The 18,435-nt window shown below is 36.5% G+C and carries 17 protein-coding genes; 14 read left to right on the top strand and 3 right to left on the bottom strand.

What is annotated here, in order from left to right; all coding sequences use genetic code 11:
* Position 1: 1 nt before the first annotated feature.
* A complete protein-coding gene (locus tag AO058_RS08975; protein WP_075326130.1) occupies positions 2 to 367 on the bottom strand; it encodes a BlaI/MecI/CopY family transcriptional regulator in 366 nt (121 codons plus the stop codon).
* 131 nt (positions 368 to 498) lie between these two features.
* On the opposite strand from AO058_RS08975, the gene AO058_RS08980 reads away from it, so the two are divergent.
* From AO058_RS08980 to AO058_RS18355, 11 genes are all read left to right on the top strand, one after another.
* Positions 499 to 1,446, top strand: coding sequence for a calcium/sodium antiporter (locus tag AO058_RS08980; protein WP_075326131.1), 948 nt, complete (start codon positions 499 to 501; stop codon positions 1,444 to 1,446).
* A 122-nt stretch (positions 1,447 to 1,568) separates the two neighbouring features.
* Positions 1,569 to 3,755 carry a glutamine synthetase III family protein gene (locus AO058_RS08985; protein ID WP_075326132.1) on the top strand — a complete coding sequence of 729 codons (2,187 nt, stop codon included), beginning with the start codon at positions 1,569 to 1,571 and terminating at the stop codon, positions 3,753 to 3,755.
* Positions 3,756 to 4,556: 801 nt separating this feature from the next.
* Complete coding sequence (gene ltrA / locus AO058_RS08995) at positions 4,557 to 5,849, top strand: group II intron reverse transcriptase/maturase (protein ID WP_075325137.1); 1,293 nt, start codon at positions 4,557 to 4,559, stop codon at positions 5,847 to 5,849.
* Between the two features lie 969 nt (positions 5,850 to 6,818).
* On the top strand, positions 6,819 to 7,571 hold the full coding sequence (locus AO058_RS09000; RefSeq protein WP_177195730.1) for a hypothetical protein: 753 nt from the start codon (positions 6,819 to 6,821) through the stop codon (positions 7,569 to 7,571).
* Positions 7,572 to 7,639: 68 nt separating this feature from the next.
* The gene (locus tag AO058_RS09005) at positions 7,640 to 8,125 is read left to right on the top strand and encodes a hypothetical protein (protein ID WP_075326134.1); all 486 of its coding nucleotides are present in this window, start codon (positions 7,640 to 7,642) and stop codon (positions 8,123 to 8,125) included.
* 5 nt (positions 8,126 to 8,130) lie between these two features.
* Positions 8,131 to 8,883 carry a curli-like amyloid fiber formation chaperone CsgH gene (gene csgH / locus AO058_RS09010; protein ID WP_177195729.1) on the top strand — a complete coding sequence of 251 codons (753 nt, stop codon included), beginning with the start codon at positions 8,131 to 8,133 and terminating at the stop codon, positions 8,881 to 8,883.
* A 19-nt stretch (positions 8,884 to 8,902) separates the two neighbouring features.
* On the top strand, positions 8,903 to 9,301 hold the full coding sequence (locus AO058_RS09015) for a curli production assembly/transport component CsgF (protein WP_075326136.1): 399 nt from the start codon (positions 8,903 to 8,905) through the stop codon (positions 9,299 to 9,301).
* An 11-nt stretch (positions 9,302 to 9,312) separates the two neighbouring features.
* Positions 9,313 to 10,725 carry a CsgG/HfaB family protein gene (locus AO058_RS09020; protein ID WP_075326137.1) on the top strand — a complete coding sequence of 471 codons (1,413 nt, stop codon included), beginning with the start codon at positions 9,313 to 9,315 and terminating at the stop codon, positions 10,723 to 10,725.
* On the top strand, positions 10,725 to 12,215 hold the full coding sequence (locus AO058_RS09025) for a carboxypeptidase regulatory-like domain-containing protein (RefSeq protein WP_075326138.1): 1,491 nt from the start codon (positions 10,725 to 10,727) through the stop codon (positions 12,213 to 12,215). The genes AO058_RS09020 and AO058_RS09025 overlap by 1 nt, the downstream gene beginning before the upstream one ends.
* 116 nt (positions 12,216 to 12,331) lie before the next feature.
* Positions 12,332 to 13,510 (top strand): AIR synthase related protein, encoded by a 1,179-nt coding sequence (locus AO058_RS09030; protein WP_075326139.1) that lies wholly within the window; start codon positions 12,332 to 12,334, stop codon positions 13,508 to 13,510.
* A gap of 496 nt (positions 13,511 to 14,006) precedes the next feature.
* Entirely contained in the window at positions 14,007 to 14,339 is a 333-nt protein-coding gene (locus AO058_RS18355; RefSeq protein ID WP_143083684.1) for a hypothetical protein, read from the top strand.
* A gap of 53 nt (positions 14,340 to 14,392) precedes the next feature.
* On the opposite strand, the gene AO058_RS09040 is transcribed toward AO058_RS18355, so the two are convergent.
* Positions 14,393 to 15,052, bottom strand: a complete 660-nt coding sequence (locus tag AO058_RS09040) for an ATP-binding cassette domain-containing protein (protein WP_075326141.1) — start codon at positions 15,050 to 15,052, stop codon at positions 14,393 to 14,395.
* 381 nt (positions 15,053 to 15,433) lie between these two features.
* Between AO058_RS09040 and prfA the strand changes: the two genes are divergently transcribed.
* From prfA to AO058_RS09055, 3 genes are all read left to right on the top strand, one after another.
* Positions 15,434 to 16,510, top strand: coding sequence for a peptide chain release factor 1 (prfA, locus tag AO058_RS09045; protein ID WP_075326142.1), 1,077 nt, complete (start codon positions 15,434 to 15,436; stop codon positions 16,508 to 16,510).
* Positions 16,511 to 16,639: 129 nt separating this feature from the next.
* Complete coding sequence (gene pyrF, locus AO058_RS09050; RefSeq protein WP_075326143.1) at positions 16,640 to 17,458, top strand: orotidine-5'-phosphate decarboxylase; 819 nt, start codon at positions 16,640 to 16,642, stop codon at positions 17,456 to 17,458.
* Between the two features lie 9 nt (positions 17,459 to 17,467).
* Positions 17,468 to 18,241, top strand: coding sequence for an ABC transporter substrate-binding protein (locus AO058_RS09055; RefSeq protein ID WP_075326144.1), 774 nt, complete (start codon positions 17,468 to 17,470; stop codon positions 18,239 to 18,241).
* Here AO058_RS09055 and AO058_RS09060 read toward each other — a convergent pair.
* Positions 18,238 to 18,420 (bottom strand): Lacal_2735 family protein, encoded by a 183-nt coding sequence (locus tag AO058_RS09060; RefSeq protein ID WP_075326145.1) that lies wholly within the window; start codon positions 18,418 to 18,420, stop codon positions 18,238 to 18,240. The genes AO058_RS09055 and AO058_RS09060 overlap by 4 nt on opposite strands.
* Positions 18,421 to 18,435: the final 15 nt, after the last annotated feature.

The following is an 18,435-nucleotide window of genomic DNA, read 5'->3' on the forward strand; positions in this document are numbered from 1 at the left end:
GTTATTCTTTATTCTCCTTTTCTATAATTTCCAGGATTTCGCGAAGTTCCCTTGCGCTAATCTTTTCTTCTTTAGCAAAAAAGGAAACCATGCTCTTATAAGAATTATCAAAAAAACGTTTTGAGGTGAGACTCATAATGTGTTTCCTGTATTCTTCTTTAGAAATTATGGGATAGTATTGATGTGTATTTCCATAAGCTGTATGGCCAACAAAGCCCTTGTCTTCTAAATGTCTTACAATAGTTGAGACTGTATTGTAATGATATTTTTTATCCTGTATGAGCGGAATAATTTCTTTAACAAATGCTTTCTCCAATTGCCAGAGAATACGCATCACTTCTTCCTCTTTATTAGTTAATCTTTTCATTTTGATTTTGTTTGGTTATTTCAAATATAACGAAAAATATAGTTTAATTACTAATTAAGTAGTTTCTTTTTGATTTATGATGCTTTTAAGTTTAGCTCACAGGATTATTTTATCTTCGCAAAAAAAATTAGATGAGTATTGTTTTTATTCTTATTGGGCTTGTTTTGTTGGTAGTAGGTGGAGAATTTTTGGTTAGAGCTTCTGTAGCGCTATCTTTTAAGTTCAATATTTCCAAAATGGTAATTGGTTTAACGGTGGTATCGTTTGCTACATCGGCTCCCGAGCTTCTGGTAAGTTTACAGGCTGCACTAAATGGTTTTTCAGATATTTCCCTGGGAAATGTGATAGGTTCTAACATTGCCAATTTAGGTTTGGTACTGGGTATTACCGCCATAATTACCTCAATTTCTGTAGACAGGGAGTTTTACCGGTTTAACTGGCCGGCAATGATGCTTTTCTCTATTGTACTTTATTACTTTTTATATACCGGTGGACATATTTCGCGATTGGAAGGTCTCTTATTATTTATAGGTCTTATCGTTTTTCTAATTTTATTAATAAGAAGGTCTCGTAGAAAAACTGAAATTGCAGTTGAGGGAATAGACGACTCACTTAAAGAGACTTCAAATTTTAAAATGATTATCTGGTTACTAATAGGAGGCGTGGCACTTTGGGGAGGTTCAGAATTACTGGTAGATGGTGCTGTAGACCTGGCAACAATGTTGGGAGTAAGTGAAAGAGTAATCTCTGTGACTATGATTGCAATTGGAACAAGTGTACCAGAACTGGCAGCATCGGTTATTGCAGCTTTAAAAAAGGAAAAAGCACTTTCCCTGGGGAATCTTATAGGATCTAATATTTTTAATATTGCTTCGGTTTTGGGAATCACCGCAATGATTCAACCTATTTATATTCAGTCAGATCAAATACTTACCAACGACATTTTCTGGATGATTGGGATTGCTTTTGCCATTGCTCCGCTAGCTTTTTTACCAAAACGCTTTCTTTTCAACAGGTATAAAGGTGTGATTTTATTCGTAAGCTATGTAATTTTTACGGGTCTTGCATTTTTGGGTTAATTTTAAGGGGGTGTATTAATAAATACATAAAAATTTAAATCAGAGGCTTGATTTTTAACGGGGTGTCTGTAAAAATACATACATTTGGTAGCTGAAATTTAAAATTTATCAAACACACCAATATGTCAACTTTACGATTTGAAGCTTTAAAAGAAACCTTTAACCGCAAGCCGGTTAAGATTAAAGAGCCGGCCAGAAGGTCTGAGCTTTTTGGAACAAATGTGTTCAACGAAGCCTCCATGAAGCAATACCTTACCAAGGAAGCTTACGAAAATGTGATGGAAGCTATAAAAACCGGTAAGAAAATTGACCGTAGAGTGTCAGACCACATTTCTACTGGGATGAAAGAATGGGCCATTTCAAAAGGAGCTACCCATTATACACACTGGTTTCAACCATTAACCGGCGCAACGGCTGAAAAACACGATGCCTTTTTTGAAACTCAGGCCGATGGTTCTGCAATAGAAAAATTTGGTGGCGGAGCTTTGGTTCAACAAGAGCCAGATGCCTCAAGTTTCCCAAGTGGAGGAATTAGAAATACTTTTGAAGCCCGTGGTTATACTGCATGGGATCCTACTTCTCCAGCTTTTCTTTGGGGAACAACGCTTTGTATACCAACGATCTTTGTTTCTTATACAGGTGAAGCTTTAGATTATAAAACACCTCTTTTAAGAGCATTACAAGCTGTAGACCAGGCAGCAACATCCGTAGCTAAATATTTTGATAAAAATGTTACAAAAGTAACCGCTACTTTAGGCTGGGAGCAGGAATACTTTCTTATTGACTCTGCTTTGGCCGCTACGCGTCCAGACCTTTCTTTGGCAGGGCGTACTTTGTTGGGACATTCTCCTGCAAAGGGACAACAATTAGACGATCACTATTTTGGTTCAATTCCTTCAAGGGTATTGGCCTATATGCGAGACCTGGAAATTGAGTGTATGAAACTTGGTATTCCGGTGAAAACACGTCATAACGAGGTTGCACCAAACCAGTTTGAGCTGGCACCAATTTTTGAAGAAGGTAACCTTGCCGTAGACCATAATTCATTAATTATGGATATTATGAGCAAGATTGCCGAAAAACACCACTTTAAGGTAATTCTTCACGAAAAGCCATTTGCAGGTATTAACGGTAGTGGTAAACACAACAACTGGTCTTTAGCCACAGATACCGGGACAAACTTATTAGCACCGGGTTCTACACCAATGAAGAACCTTCAATTCTTAACTTTCTTCATTAATATTATTAAAGCAGTACATGATAACGAAGAATTGTTAAGAGCAGCTATTGCAAGTGCATCTAACGATCATAGGTTGGGAGCAAACGAAGCACCGCCCGCAATTATTTCAGCATTTATTGGATCTCAGTTAACCGAAGTATTGGATGAATTAGAAAAGGTAACCGACGGAAAACTATCTCCGCAGGAAAAAACCGAGCTAAAACTTAATGTAGTAGGTAAGATTCCGGAAATTTTACTGGATAATACCGATCGTAACCGTACTTCATCTTTTGCCTTTACCGGTAATAAATTTGAATTTAGAGCTGTTGGTTCTACTGCAAATTGCGCTAACCCAATGACGGTTATTAATACCATTATGGCCAAACAACTAAATGACTTTAAATCTGAAGTTGATGAGTTGATTAAAGGCAAGAAAATGAAGAAGGATGATGCTATCTTTAATGTACTTAGAGAATACATCAAGCAATCTAAGAACATTCGTTTTGAAGGAGATGGTTATGGTGAAGCCTGGGAGAAGGAAGCTAAAAAACGTGGCTTAAGTAATAATAGAACGACTCCACAAGCCTTAAAAGCTCAAATTTCTGAGAAAACAATCGCTCTTTATGAAGAAATGAAGGTGATGAACAAAGTGGAACTTGAAGCGCGTCACGAAATTGAACTTGAAGATTACGCGATGCGAATCCAGATTGAAGGTAGAATCCTTGGAGATATTGCCAGAAATCATGTTATCCCAACTGCAGTTCGTTACCAGAATATCCTTATAGAGAATGTAGAAGGCCTGAAGCATATTTATAACGAAGACTTCAAGAAACATTCTAACGAGCAACTGGAACTCATTGAAGAGATCTCTGAACATATTGCTAAGATCAATAGCGGAGTTAAAGCTATGATAGAGGCCAGGAAAGTAGCTAATAAGATAGAAGATTCTGAAAAACGAGCCTTCGCTTATTGTGATGATGTAAAGCCTTATTTTGATGAAATAAGATACCACTGTGATAAATTGGAACTTCTGGTAGATGATGAGCTATGGCCGTTAACTAAGTACAGAGAGTTACTTTTTACCAGGTAATTTTAAATATATAATTATAAAAACCACGTGTGCAAACACGTGGTTTTTTGTTTGCCCTGCATGCAAACAATTCCGGGACTTGAAAGAAAGCCCGCTCACCTGATCGGAGGGAAGAGCAATGTAAAGTCAAGTGCGTCACTGGCAACGGTGGGGTGTGAAGGAAGACCTAGCAAGTTAGTGGAACATAGAGAAATCGAACCGATTCTGGCATATATTGGGGGTAAGGTTGCAAAAAGTGCCGATGCCCAAAATCCGAATAGCAATATATGTTAAAACGGATGGCTTCACTAACAGGAATGTTTGCTTAACGGGGGAAGCCTGATTATTCGCCTTTCCAGGCTAAGCAGAAACAAGTCGAGAGACAAGGATTTGTTATGGAAAATCAGGTGGCAGATGAGTCCGTAGTAGTGAGAAAATTTAGGCCTGAGAAGCACTGGTGACAGTGTGGAGGAGAAAACCCAAATGACATTGCACAAGAATCGCATAATCGGTTGCAATGACTGTCACAGATTAACTGTGGCGGATGCGAAGGGACGAAGTTAAATTAAGTACAGGAAGTTCTTTAAAGGAATTAGCCATAAGCGAAGACAATCGGAATTGAAACATTCTGAGGAATTGCAGCAAAGAGGAGTGACGAGCTAACTCTGGCTGTTAATCCGCGCGAGTATTGAGTAGTAAGATTTTCTTTTACTGTTATAGATTGCCACAGTGCTAAAGACAACAGTATACCTTATGAACAAACAATCTGTCTAATTCTGCCTAAAGAAATAAACCGTACTGCAAAGAAGAGAAAGTTTCATTATGCGAAAATGGTACAGTCTTATAGACAAGGTATATGCATTACCGAGGCTGGAACAAGCCTACCGTGAGGTAAGGAAAAACAAAGGTTCCAGAGCCAAGGGAGTGGATAACCAAAGTATAGCTGATTTTAGTTCAGCTTTAGAGGAGAATTTGTGCCAACTCTCCAGGGAACTGAAAGAGGGGAGATATAGGCCACAGCCGGTAAGGCGGGTCTATATCGATAAACCAGACGGGAGCAAGAGAGGATTGGGTATCCCAACCATCAAAGACCGCATTGTACAACAATCGCTGCTTAATGTGTTGCAACCTATCTTCGATCCCGAATTCCATCCCTCCAGTTATGGGTATCGTCCTAAACGAAGTGCTCATCATGCCATTGCCAAAGCAGAGCGCTTTAGTCGGTACTATGGTCTGGATCATGTAGCAGACATGGATTTATCCAAATGTTTTGATACTCTAGACCATCGGCTGATAGTGCAAAGCGTGGGCAAACGGGTAAGCGATGGAAAGATACTTAAACTGATAGGGAGCTTTTTAGAATCCGGCGCACTTGATGGAGCGCGCTTCACACCTACAAAGAAGGGGAGCCCACAAGGGGGAATTATCTCACCGCTTCTGATGAATATCTATCTGGACGCATTCGACCAGCATATGAAAAATTCAGGCATACGAATGGTGAGGTTTGCTGATGACGTGCTGTTGTTTGCACCAACCAAAGCTCAAGCTGGAAAATACATGGCTAAAGCCACGAGTTATCTGGAAAAAGAGCTTCGGTTAGAAGTGAATAAAAACAAGAGCAGTCTGACAAACCTTGAAGAAGGCATCCACTATTTAGGTGTGGTGATAAAGCCCTATGGAGTAGTGGTATCCCACAAAAGCATCAAGAGGTTCAAAAAGAAAGTAAAATTACTAACCCCTCGAACTAAAGGGCAAAGTATAGCTTTCTATATTAAAGAACTGAACCCGCTATTAAGGGGTTTTGCCAATTACTTCCGAATAGGCTTGACCAAAAAGCTGTTCCAGGATCTTTTAAGCTGGATCAGGAGAAGGTTACGAATGATGGTGATGAAAAGCTGGAAAAGCTGGAAACCTCTTCACCGACAACTAAGGCGTATGGGCTATAAGGGGAATTTTCTTAAGATATCGGTAACCCGATGGAGAAACTCCTCCACCAATTTAATACACTATGCCCTGCCCAATAAGTACTTCTCAGAATTAGGGTTGTACGCAATGGACACAGTTGAAGGGAATACTTTGCATCAGTACTATCAAACAGTACTGAATAAGATTTAACATGAGCCGTGTACGAGACCCGTATGCACGGTTCTGGAAGAGGGATGAAGATAATAAATGCTCAAATATTTATTATCTTCACCCTACTTGATTGTTTCAGAACTAATTTTAAAAATTTTAATTACCTAATTTGAGTACTATTTTCATTATTTTAATTCTATTACAGAAGACTTTTTCTGTTTTTAAGAGGATTTCCGCATTTTTGGAGCTTTCCCGTACCGGAAACTACCTTTATTATTATTAAGAATTATAAGTTATTTCCTACAATTTTTATTTTAGCGTGTATTAAACTGCTTTTTAGCGCAGAATTTCTTCAATTTTTATCGGGGACTTGTAAAATAATTATAAATTATTATAAATCAGTGCTTTATGTGTGTTTTAGTCTTCTTTTGAAATGAGCTTATTATTTGGATAAATTTTATAGGAAATTTCACACCATATCGATTAATTCAACTTTTTTAAAGATTTTAGAGCGCGGCTATAATTTTATTTCTTCCTATTAAATTTTTAAAATTTTTATAACTGTAATTTTTATAAATCTACTGAAAACTAAAGATTTAGAATCTGCTTTTCAATGAATTATATAAAATATAAAGAGGATAAGAAAATTCCTACTAATTCAAATAAGTGCATACGGGTTTTCCCGTATAATTATTCCTTTAAGATTCATTTCACATCTTGTCAAAAAATGTAGCTCTTCATCGAAAAGTATATTTTCGTCCTAAAATCCATCCTATATTAGCATCAGAATTTAACACCCCCCTAAACCTTCCCCCCAAGGTTGCGTCAAATTCTAACTCCCTACACATTATGCCCCCAACATTAATTCTATTTCTATAGTATAGTTTTATTATAGTTATGAAGAAGACTCGTTTTGCCCCAAAGTGAAATTGTAAGTTTTTAATTTAAATATTTTTTTAACCTTAATTTTTTATTATGAAAAAAGTGATTTTTTGCGCTAGCGCGCTAATGTTTGGGGCAGTTGCATTTGCTCAAAGTAATTCAAGTCTTGTTGGTCAATCTGGTAATCATAACCAATCTGATGTAGATCAACAAGGATTATCTAACCTGTCTTTTGTTTCTCAATCTGGAGATCATAACTCTGCTGATGTAGATCAAAAAGCTGAGTATAATGAAGCTTTTGTTATTCAAACCGGAAGTCATAACTCTGCTATTTCAGGTCAGAATGATGATGGTCTACAAGGACCAGCGGCGAATTTCTCTATGCAATATCAAAGTGGTAACCACAACGAAGCTGTAATTTCTCAAGATTCTCCATATACAAATGGTGCAGGAAGCGGAACTGTAAATGGTGTGGCTATGCAAATACAATCTGGAAACGGCAACGATGCTAGTATCGAGCAATTAAACAGCAACCATGTTTCTATTCAAACGCAGTCTGGGGATAATAACTCTGCTGACGATTTTCAAACTGGTGCAAGTCATGAATCTTATACCTTTCAATCTGGAAACCACAATGAGAGTGATGTTTACCAAAACGGATGGGGAAGTAATTCTTACGTAACCCAAACTGGAGATCACAACACTAGTGATGTAGAACAAAAAGGAGATCGCCATATGTCCTGGTCTATGCAATCTGGAAATCATAATGCCAGCACTGTTACTCAAGGTGGTAGCATGCATATGAGCTTAGTGAACCAGAGTGGAAACCATAACACTTCAATGGTTAACCAGGGTAACTTAGTTCCATCAGCAAACTAATTAATAAATAGAAAATAACCCGGATGTATTTTAGGCGTCCGGGTTATTTTTATTTAAAAATTCATCTTATGAGAAGTATTGGTTTTAGCACTTTTTTATTACTGCTTTGTTTTAATTTCCAGTTAACTGCCCAGGATAATTTAACTCATAATCGAATTCAAAATCAGGTTGTAGTAAATCTTTTGGCAAGTGTGCAAAAGGAGAATAAACAGGTAAATAATGAAGTCTTCATAAATCAAATTGGAGATAGAAACCAGGTATATACTTCGGTAAGAGCCCAGGAGAATAAATCTGTTTACATTCAAAATGGAAATTTTAATAATATTTATTCTAATGTTACTGCCACAACCTTTTCATCTTCAATTGTACAAAATGGAGACAGGCATAAGGCTTTCAATTTTGTGAACAGTCCTGGAGAAGAAATAAGTTTAGAGCTTAATCAGCAAGGGAAAAACCATCATTTTGAACAATTTGGTTCTAATTCTATTGGAAATAATCTGAAATTTCATATGAATGGTGATTCACGCTCTTTAATTGTAAGAAATTTTAAATGATTTCATTGAGAAAAATAATATCGGGACCATTGAATTTACTGGTTCTTATTTTTTTAATTTCAGTTTCTGCTGAAGCTCAAAATTTTAATTCAGAAGTAGAAGCTTCTATTAAAACCAATGATAATAAGGATAATCTCCTGGAGATTACGGGAATTTCTAAAAATTTAACCGAGGCTACTTATAGTTTGCACTACGAGTTATCGGTAATTACTTCATCTGGAGATAATAATTCTTCCAAAAATTCTCAAACGGGCCGGTTCACTTTAGAGCCTTTTGAAACCCGGGAACTTTCTTCAACTACAGTTTCAATTAACCCACAACAACGCAGCATTATTCTTTTAATAATTTATAACGAAGATGATGAGGTTATGGGTACCAGTAGAATTGTATTTGAAGAGAAAACAGAGGAAAAAGAAGAAAACCAACTCTCTTATGAAAAAAGAAACGAAGGAATTGAATTAACCAGTATGGTTATTCAAAGAACAAAAACGAAACCCGGAAAAGATTTCTACGACTTTTTTTACCAGCAATACAGTTTAAATCCTGTAGAAGGTAATAAAATGATAGAAATAGAAGAAATGATAAGTTTTGGCCGAACAACAAAAATAATGGTAAAGGTAGATGATAAGGTGATTTATGAATTTTTTACCAGACCAAAATTAGACTATTTAAAAGAACAGGCTGTTACGGCCTTACAACAGGTGAATAGGTATATGGAATACCTAAAAAACCGAAGCGAAAAGATTTCACAATATTAATTTTTTAATCCCCCCGATTATGAAAAGATTAGTTTTAATTCTATTATTTTTTTGGTGTCTCCCAATATCTGCTCAAGAATTGGTTTATACACCTAAAAATCCCGCATTTGGTGGTGATACATTTAACTACCAGTGGCTTTTAAGCAGTGCGCAATCACAAAATTCTTTTGAAGATCCTGATGCTGCACGCAAGGAACTTTCTGAAATGGAACAATTTACCCAAAGTTTAAATTCACAGTTACTGGGCCAGGTAGGCCGGCAGTTATTTACTGAAGAATTTGGCGAAGCAGGTTTACAGGAAGGAAAATATACTTTTGGCAGTTTGGCAATAGATATTTTTCCCTCTAACGAAGGTTTGGTAATCAATATTCTTGATACCAATACCGGCGAGCAAACTCAAATAATAGTTCCACAATAAACCTCCTATTTATGAAATTTTTGCAATACTCCATTTTAGTGGGGGTAGTGGTGCTGTTTTGTTCTTGCGGATCTTATTTTAACCAACCTGTAGACTATCAGGATGCTAGAATAGGGGAGAGTACAAATGCTACAACCGCCCTTAAAAATCTCCCTCTACCCGAAGAACCGGTGGTAGTAGGAGTCTATAATTTTAGAGATTTAACCGGCCAGTATAAACCCTCAGAAATGGGGAGTACCTTTAGTACAGCCGTAACCCAGGGAGCTACTTCAATTCTTATTAAAGCTCTTGAAGACTCTAAATGGTTTACTACCATAGAAAGAGAAAACGTAGGAAACCTTTTAAACGAAAGAAATATAATTCGTTCTACCCGCCAGGAATACAGGGCTAATTCTAATACCAATGAACCGCAACTTCCACCTTTGCTTTACGCAGGAATTATTCTGGAAGGAGGTATAGTATCTTACGATACCAATATTATTACTGGTGGTTTAGGTGCCAGGTATTTTGGTGTTGGTGGTTCTACCCAGTATAGACAGGACAGGGTGACTATTTATCTAAGAGCTGTTTCTACTTCCAGTGGAAGAATTTTAAAGAATGTTTACATTTCTAAAACTATACTTTCCCAGGCTTTAGATGCCAGCTTATTTAAATATGTGAGTTTTCAGCGTTTAATGGAAGCTGAAACCGGCTTTACCCGAAACGAGCCTGTACAATTAGCGGTTACCGAAGCTATAGAAAAAGGGGTAGAAGCCCTGGTTTTGGAGGGAATTCAGGATAATTTATGGACTCCCAGAGAAGATCAGCAACCTTTAGCAAACGAATTAATCGCTCTCTATAATACCGAAAAAGAAGATGCTGGGATGGAAAGCTTATATGACCGCAAGTTTATAGATAAAACCGGCAGTTCTATTGGAGTTAATGTAGGGACTTCTTTAATGAGCGGGGATTTCTCCAACGCTGAAGCAGGTGGAATGTTAAGAGTAGATTATACCAATAATATTTTCCCTTCCCTTTCTGTGAATCTGGCAGCCAATGCTTTTGAGCTTAAAAATCAGGGCGCATTTTCAGAAAAGTTTGTAGGCATTGATGTGAATGGACAATATAATGTTTTGCCTAACGACACCTTTGGGCCTTATTTATCTGCCGGAGGCGGCGTTGTTTTTGGTTTGGATAGCGATGAGGTGCCTGATGGAATGTCTTCAACGCATTTTAAACTTCAATACGGCCTTGGGCTCGAGTATATGATTACCGATAAGTTGGGCATAAGAGGTTTTGCAGAGCATAACCTTATGTTTAACGACGAACTGGACCGGTTTGTTCACGGTAAGCGAAACGACCATTATTTCAACTTTAGCATTGGTCTTAATTTTCACCTTGGTAAAACTAAACGTGAAAGAAATAACAACTTAAACAATCAATAATGAAAAATCTAAAATATATTTTTCCGCTGTTATTTATTTTCATTTCAGTGGGGTGTAGTGAAGACACGATTGATGCTTTACAAAGTGGAAGCATAACCGGAACCGTAGTGACCGAGGGTGATTTTGAACCAATAGAAAATGTACGCATTTCAACCACACCGGCAACTTCTACTGTTTTTACCGATGAGAACGGGGAATTTATAATTGAAAACGTTCCTGTAGATGAATATTCTGTGCAGGCCAGGAAAGAAGGATTGTTAACCCAATTTGAAGGCGCTGAAGTTTTAGCAAATGCTGAAGTAAATGTTATTTTTGAAATGCAACCTGCAAATGCTAATAATAGAAAACCCGACGCACCAACTTTGTTGACACCTCAGGGCAATGCCGAAGGAATACCTACCACCGTAGATTTTACCTGGGAATCCCAGGATGCAGATAACGATACCCTTACTTACGAACTTGAAATAAGAAACGATCGTAATAACGAAGTAATGCGGTTTACAGAACTTCGTGATACTGTACAAACAGTTGAGGGATTAAATTATGGATATAAATATTTTTGGCAGGTAAAGGTTTCAGATAGCCTTAACGATCCCGTTTTAAGTGAAGTATATTCTTTTAATACGTTAGAATTTCCTAAAACAAGGTTTATGTATGTGCGGGAGATGAATAACAATAATGTAATATTTGCTCGAGATTTAAACGGAAATGAATATCAGCTAACTTCTGCCAGTCAAAACAGTTTCAGGCCACGTAAAAATCATCGTACCAATAAAATTGCTTTCCTTAGAACGGTAGGCAATCAAACCCATCTTTTTACTATGAATTTAGATGGATCGGCTCAAACGCAAATCACTTCCAACATTCCTGTAAACGGCTTTAACCTCGAGAAAGTAGACTTTTCCTGGGCTAACGATGGCGCTAGTTTGGTTTATCCAAATTTCGAAAAACTATACAGGGTAAATGTAACCGGCGGCGGAACAAGCCTAATTTATGAAGAACCTAACGGCAAGTTTATAACAGAGGTTGATGTTAGTAATGACAATACCCGAATTGCATTGTTAGTAAATAATGCCACCGGTTATAATGCTGAAATTTATACTATAGATATGTCTGGTAATTTTATAAAATCTGTAATATCTGGACTCGATGGTGCTCTGGGTGGTTTAAATTTATCGGTAGATAACCAAAGACTCTTGTATACCCGGGATGTTTCAGGTTATGAGAGTGCCGACTATCGTCAACTTAATTCCAGAATGTTTATTTATAATTTCAACACCAACCAAAGTACAGATATTAGTGATGATAAACCTGAAGGAACAAACGATTTAGATCCAAGGTTTTCCCCAAGTGAAGCCGAAGTTACTTATGTAAATACTTCTAACGATGGGATTTCAGAAATGTTTATAGAACAAACCCTTATTGAAAACGGGGGAGCATCCAGTAGGCAGGAATTATATTCTAATGCAAAGATGCCTGACTGGGAATAAAGATTTTTCTTTTCGGGGGAAAGCGGTAGCGGATTTTTTGCTATCGCTTTTTTTATTTTATAATCTTTCAGCGACTAAGCTAATCTGTTTATCTTTGGGGCTTCAACAATATAATTATGAGTCAGGAAGTTAGTAAAAGATATGCTCAGCGCGGCGTTTCAGCAGGTAAAGAAGATGTGCACAATGCAATTAAAAATGTAGATAAAGGATTATTTCCTAAAGCATTTTGCAAGATTGTGCCCGATTATCTTACCGGGTATGCAGATCATTGCCTAATTATGCACGCCGATGGTGCAGGAACAAAATCTTCCCTGGCCTATATGTATTGGAAAGAAACCGGAGATCTTTCGGTTTGGAAGGGCATTGCGCAAGATGCACTAATTATGAATATAGACGATCTGCTTTGTGTGGGCGCTGTAGATAATATTATGTTGTCTTCCACAATTGGGCGAAATAAAAATAAAATTCCGGGTGAGGTAATTTCAGCAATAATTAATGGAACCGAAGAATTGATTACCGAGTTAAAAGACTTCGGCGTTGAGATTCATTCTACCGGTGGCGAAACTGCCGATGTTGGCGATCTTGTAAGAACTATTATTGTAGATTCTACCGTAACCGCCAGGATGAAAAAATCTGACGTAATTGATAATGCCAATATTAAACCCGGAAATGTAATTGTTGGTTTATCTTCTTCCGGCCAGGCTTCTTACGAAAAAGAGTATAACGGCGGAATGGGTAGTAACGGACTTACTTCTGCACGCCACGACGTTTTTTCTAAGGTTTTAGCCGAAAAATATCCTGAAAGTTTTGATAACGATATTCCTGAAGATTTGATCTATTCCGGAACTAAATCTTTAACTGATAAAGTTGAAAATTCACCTTTAGACGCTGGGAAATTAGTGCTTTCTCCCACCCGAACTTACGCACCAATTATTAAGAAGATACTTTCAAAATTCAGTAATAATGAAATTAATGGGATGGTGCACTGCAGCGGAGGTGCCCAAACCAAAATTCTTCACTTTATAGATAATTTGCATATTATTAAAGACAATATGTTTGAGGTGCCACCACTTTTCAAACTCATTCAGCAAGAAAGCAAAACCGACTGGAAAGAAATGTACCAGGTTTTTAATATGGGTCACCGTATGGAGCTTTATGTAAATCCTGAAATTGCCGAAGAGATTATCGCTATTTCTAAATCTTTTAATGTAGATGCGCAAATTGTTGGTAGGGTGGAAGCTGCAGATGAAAAGAAACTTACTATTAACAGTGAGTTTGGGAAATTTGAGTATTAAAAACTTCTTATAGTTTATTGATAGTAGTGATTTTTAAAAAGTATAGATTGCATACAATTTCAAGCTAAGTTTTTAAGGTTTCTTTACTTACCTTTAAAAATATACCCTATTGGCGAATAAATTGAATATATATAACTCCAAATTTGTTTTTGCCTCAACCGTTGCTTGGGTTATACTCAATTTACTTAGTCTCTATTTTTTTACTGAAGAAGCCAGCAGGTGGGTAAGGGTCGCAACATCTTCGTATTTTATTTTATGGAGTTTGTCTTTCCAGGCTTTTAAATCTAAAATTCATTATGTTTTATTTTCCTTTTGGATTTGCGATATTGCGCTTCTTTTTTACGAAAATCAAATCTTTAATTTTATAACTTTTATTTCCAGATCTTTGATTTTCTTTGCGTTGATTTTAATTGTTTTTCCTAAAATTCGGGCTATAAAATTTAGATTTTTTGAATTGTTTCTGGGTCTGGCCGTGGTAGGTATTAATATTTATCTATTGTTTGAACTCTTAGATATGGTCCCAGAAGTTCATTTGTACGATTATTTTGATCCGGCCTATTTGGGCTTTACCATTCTAACGATGATGTTGGTTGGAACAGCAATTACTTATAATAATAGGTACAGCAACAAAAAAAGTTCTTATTTTTTGCTAGCTGCACTTTTCCTGGCGCTCTCTGATGTGAATTTCTTTATAGCCTTCTATTTAGATATGCCTGTATTTTATTACCCCGATAGATTTCTTCATATTTTTAGCCTTGGTTTAATTATTCTTTTCTGGATGAAACCTTTAGAATTTAATTACATTGAGGGGATTGATACTGAAATTTAATCTTTAAGTTGAAGAAAGCCTAAACTAAAATTTTCTGTTTTTAGGCTATAAATCTAAAACGTACCAACTCTTAAATACTGATAATCTTCCAAAGCTTTTTCCTCTTTAATAAGCTGTGTACTTCCATTTTTTAGAAGATAAATCTCATCGCTGGAATCCAAAATATGCCGATACATATGGTCTGTAATAATTATGGCTTTTTTTTTCTTTAATTTTTGAAGTAAATGTTTAATTTTCTCTACATACAATGGCGAAAGATGCGAAAATGGTTCGTCTAAAAGAATAAGTTTAGCTCTGCTATTTAGGCAAATATAAATTTCCACTACACGTTGTTGTCCCCCTGAAAGCTCTCGCATTTTATTGTTTTTTGCGGCCTTAAATTCAGGGAAAATCTTTAAAAATTCCCTTAGATCTACCTTAAAAAGTTGAAAGCAGGTTTCAAGTTTCATTTTGGGCGGAATAAAATTTTGTTGCGGTAAATAGTTTACCATTCCGTATTTAAAAAGTGGTTTCAGGTAAGGTTTCTTGTCAATTCTAATCAATTTGTGCCTGGGCTGAAGCCTTCCGAAGAAAATATTGAGCAAACTGCTTTTGCCGCAGCCATTAGGACCGAGTATTCCGGTAACTTTTCCTGTTTCAGCCTTTAAGTAAACTCCGTTAAGAATTTGCTTGTCGGCAAAATAAAGTTCAATATTATCAATTTCGAAGATCATATTATCAGAGAATAAATTCCGGCGGAAACTATGATGAAAATAAAATCTATAAGAAAACTAAAAAAGAACAGTTGAATACTACTTAAAGAAAGGTTTTGGTAAAGATACAACTGGTTTTTATATGAGGTTTTATAAACGTAAAATACCAGTAAACTAAGCACAAGCTTAAATATGACTATCAAAATCAACGGGTTTCTATAAAATAGAAATACAAAATTCAGCAAAATAGATATCAAAATAAATTGCTTGTAAAAATAAAATATTGCCTTGGTTTTGCTTATCATAAAAGTCGTAAGATCGTTTCAATTTACAATTCTTTTTTCAATCTTATAATTCGCCCAATTTATCGTAAATTTGTTTTCCTAAAATCAGTGTGATTATATGATTGAGAAGCTTAATGTAGTAAAGCAGCGTTTTGATGAGGTGAATGATCTTATTATTCAGCCCGATGTGATTTCAGATCAAAAGCGATACATAGAATTAAATAAAGAATATAAAGATCTTAGGGCTTTAATGGATGAGCGCGAAAGATATTTGGAACTCACCAATAATATTGAAGAAGCCAAAGAAATTATTGCCGATGGCAGCGATGCGGAAATGACCGAAATGGCCAAAATGCAATTGGAAGAAGCCGAAAAGGAAGTGCCAAAGCTGGAAGAAAAGATTAGGATGATGCTGGTTCCAAAAGATCCAGACGATGCCAAGAACGTGGTAATAGAAATTAGGGCCGGTACCGGTGGTGATGAGGCTAGTATTTTTGCCGGAGATCTTTATAGAATGTATACCAAATATGTGGAAAGCAAAGGCTGGAAGCATAATATTGTAGATTATAGCGAAGGTACCAGTGGCGGATTTAAAGAGATGATTTTTGAAGTTTCTGGTGAAGATGTTTATGGTACAATGAAGTTTGAAGCCGGTGTACACCGTGTACAACGTGTGCCACAAACCGAAACACAGGGTCGTGTGCATACTTCTGCAGCTACCGTAATGGTACTTCCTGAAGCTGAAGAATTTGATGTAGAAATAGATCCAAAAGAGGTGAGAATAGATTATTTCTGTTCTTCCGGTCCCGGTGGGCAATCGGTGAACACTACTTATTCTGCCGTGCGATTGACTCACGAGCCTACAGGATTGGTGGCACAGTGCCAGGATCAAAAATCGCAGCATAAGAACAAAGAGAAAGCCTTTAGAGTATTACGTTCCCGTTTATATGAAATGGAACTTGCTAAAAAGCAGGAAGCGGATGCTGCTAAAAGAAATTCTATGGTTTCCAGTGGTGACCGTAGTGCAAAAATTAGAACCTATAATTATTCCCAGGGAAGGGTTACAGATCATCGTATAAATCTTACGCTTTATGATCTTTCAAACATCATAAATGGGGATATTCAAAAAATACTGGACGAATTGCGATTTGTAGAAAATACAGAGAAGCTTAAAGAAAATTCAGATATATTTTAAACTGTCACCTACGCGAAGGCGGAGGTCTCTTTTTTTAAGGATTACAAATATTTTATTTTAAGAATTACTTTCCGCGAAAGCGGAATTTTCTTTTTATTTTGAATCATATTAATTACAAAAAAATAACCTATGTCCCCACAAGAATTAACTGAACAGATCTTTAAAAAGCAATCGTTTTTATGTGTGGGACTTGATGTGGATATAGATAGGATTCCCACCTATTTATTGTCTGAAGACGATCCTATTTTTGAATTCAATAGAGCTATAATAGACGCTACGCATAAATTTTGCGTGGCTTATAAGCCTAATATCGCTTTTTATGAAGCTAATGGAGTTGAAGGGTGGCAGGCTTTAGAAAAAACAATCAATTATCTTCACCACGAATATCCCGAAATATATACCATTGCTGATGCCAAACGTGGCGATATTGGTAATACTTCCAGAATGTATGCTAAAACTTTTCTCCAGGATCTCGGTTTTGATTCGGTAACGGTGGCGCCCTATATGGGGAAAGATTCAGTAGAGCCATTTTTGGAATTTGACAATCGGCAGGCAATTTTACTGGCTTTAACTTCTAATGAAGGTGCTTTCGATTTTCAAACTCAGCAAATTGATGGCGAAGAACTTTATAAAAAAGTACTTAAAACCTCTAAAACCTGGAAAAATTCTGAGAACTTGATGTACGTTGTGGGAGCGACTAAAGCTGAATTTCTGAAAGAAATAAGGGAGATTATTCCTGAAAATTTCTTGTTAGTACCTGGTGTTGGTGCCCAGGGCGGAAAACTGGAAGACGTTTGTAAATACGGAATGACTAAAAACGTTGGTCTTTTAGTAAATTCTTCCCGAAAGATTATTTATGCTTCAGAATCTTCAAATTTCGCTGAAATAGCTGGAGCCAAAGCTGAAGTGCTTCAGCAGCAAATGGCAGAAGAGTTGAGTAAACTTTAAAATTCTAACATGGAAGTGATAGATCAATTACAAAGAAAGATTTCCCTTCCCAACGTTCCAAAACGAATTATTTCATTAGTTCCCAGTCAAACCGAACTTCTGGTAGACTTAGGTTTGGAGGAAAACCTGGTAGGCATCACAAAATTCTGCGTTCATCCCCAATATCTTCGGAAAACCAAAACCATAGTAGGCGGTACCAAGCAGGTTAAGATTGAAAAAATCAAAGCTTTAGAGCCAGATATTATTCTCTGTAATAAAGAGGAGAATACCAAAGAAATGGTGGAAGAGCTACAAGAAATTGCTCCCGTACATGTTTCAGATATTGTGAAAATTGACGATGCTTTTACATTGATGCATCAATACGGTGAGATCTTTCAGAAAGAAGCTTTAGTGGGAACAATGGTAAATTCCGTTAGGGAAAAAATTGTGGTTCTACAGGAAAAACTTCAGGATAAACCGGTAAAAAAAGTAGCCTATTTTATCTGGAAAAAACCTTTAATGGTGGCCGGTAAGGAAACTTTTATAGACGAGCTTTTAAAACTTAATAAGTTTGAAAATGTATTTAAAGAGTCTCGATATCCCGAAACTTCTTTTGAAGAAATAAAAGCCAAAAATCCCGATGTAATTTTACTTTCTTCAGAGCCTTATCCGTTTAAAGAGAAACATAAAGAATATTTTTCAGCATTAAATATTGAAATTCAACTGGTAGACGGGGAATATTTTAGCTGGTACGGATCAAGATTGGTGGGAGCAATAGATTATTTTAAAACGCTTAGAAGCTAATAATCTATTTTATCATAATTCATTCTTCGAAGTTCCCTTAGAATGGATTTTGCACGAGCGTTTAAGCGGTCACTTTCCTCTTTATCGGTAAGTGCCAGCTTGTAAGCTTTGTGCATAAGGTGAGTATACTTATCACAGAGGCATTCTTCTGTAGATTTTGTTTCAAAGATTTTGAACATAATTTGTTTTCGTCT

Origin of the sequence: Salegentibacter sp. T436 (assembly GCF_001932675.1) — a bacterium.
Taxonomy (GTDB): domain Bacteria; phylum Bacteroidota; class Bacteroidia; order Flavobacteriales; family Flavobacteriaceae; genus Salegentibacter; species Salegentibacter agarivorans.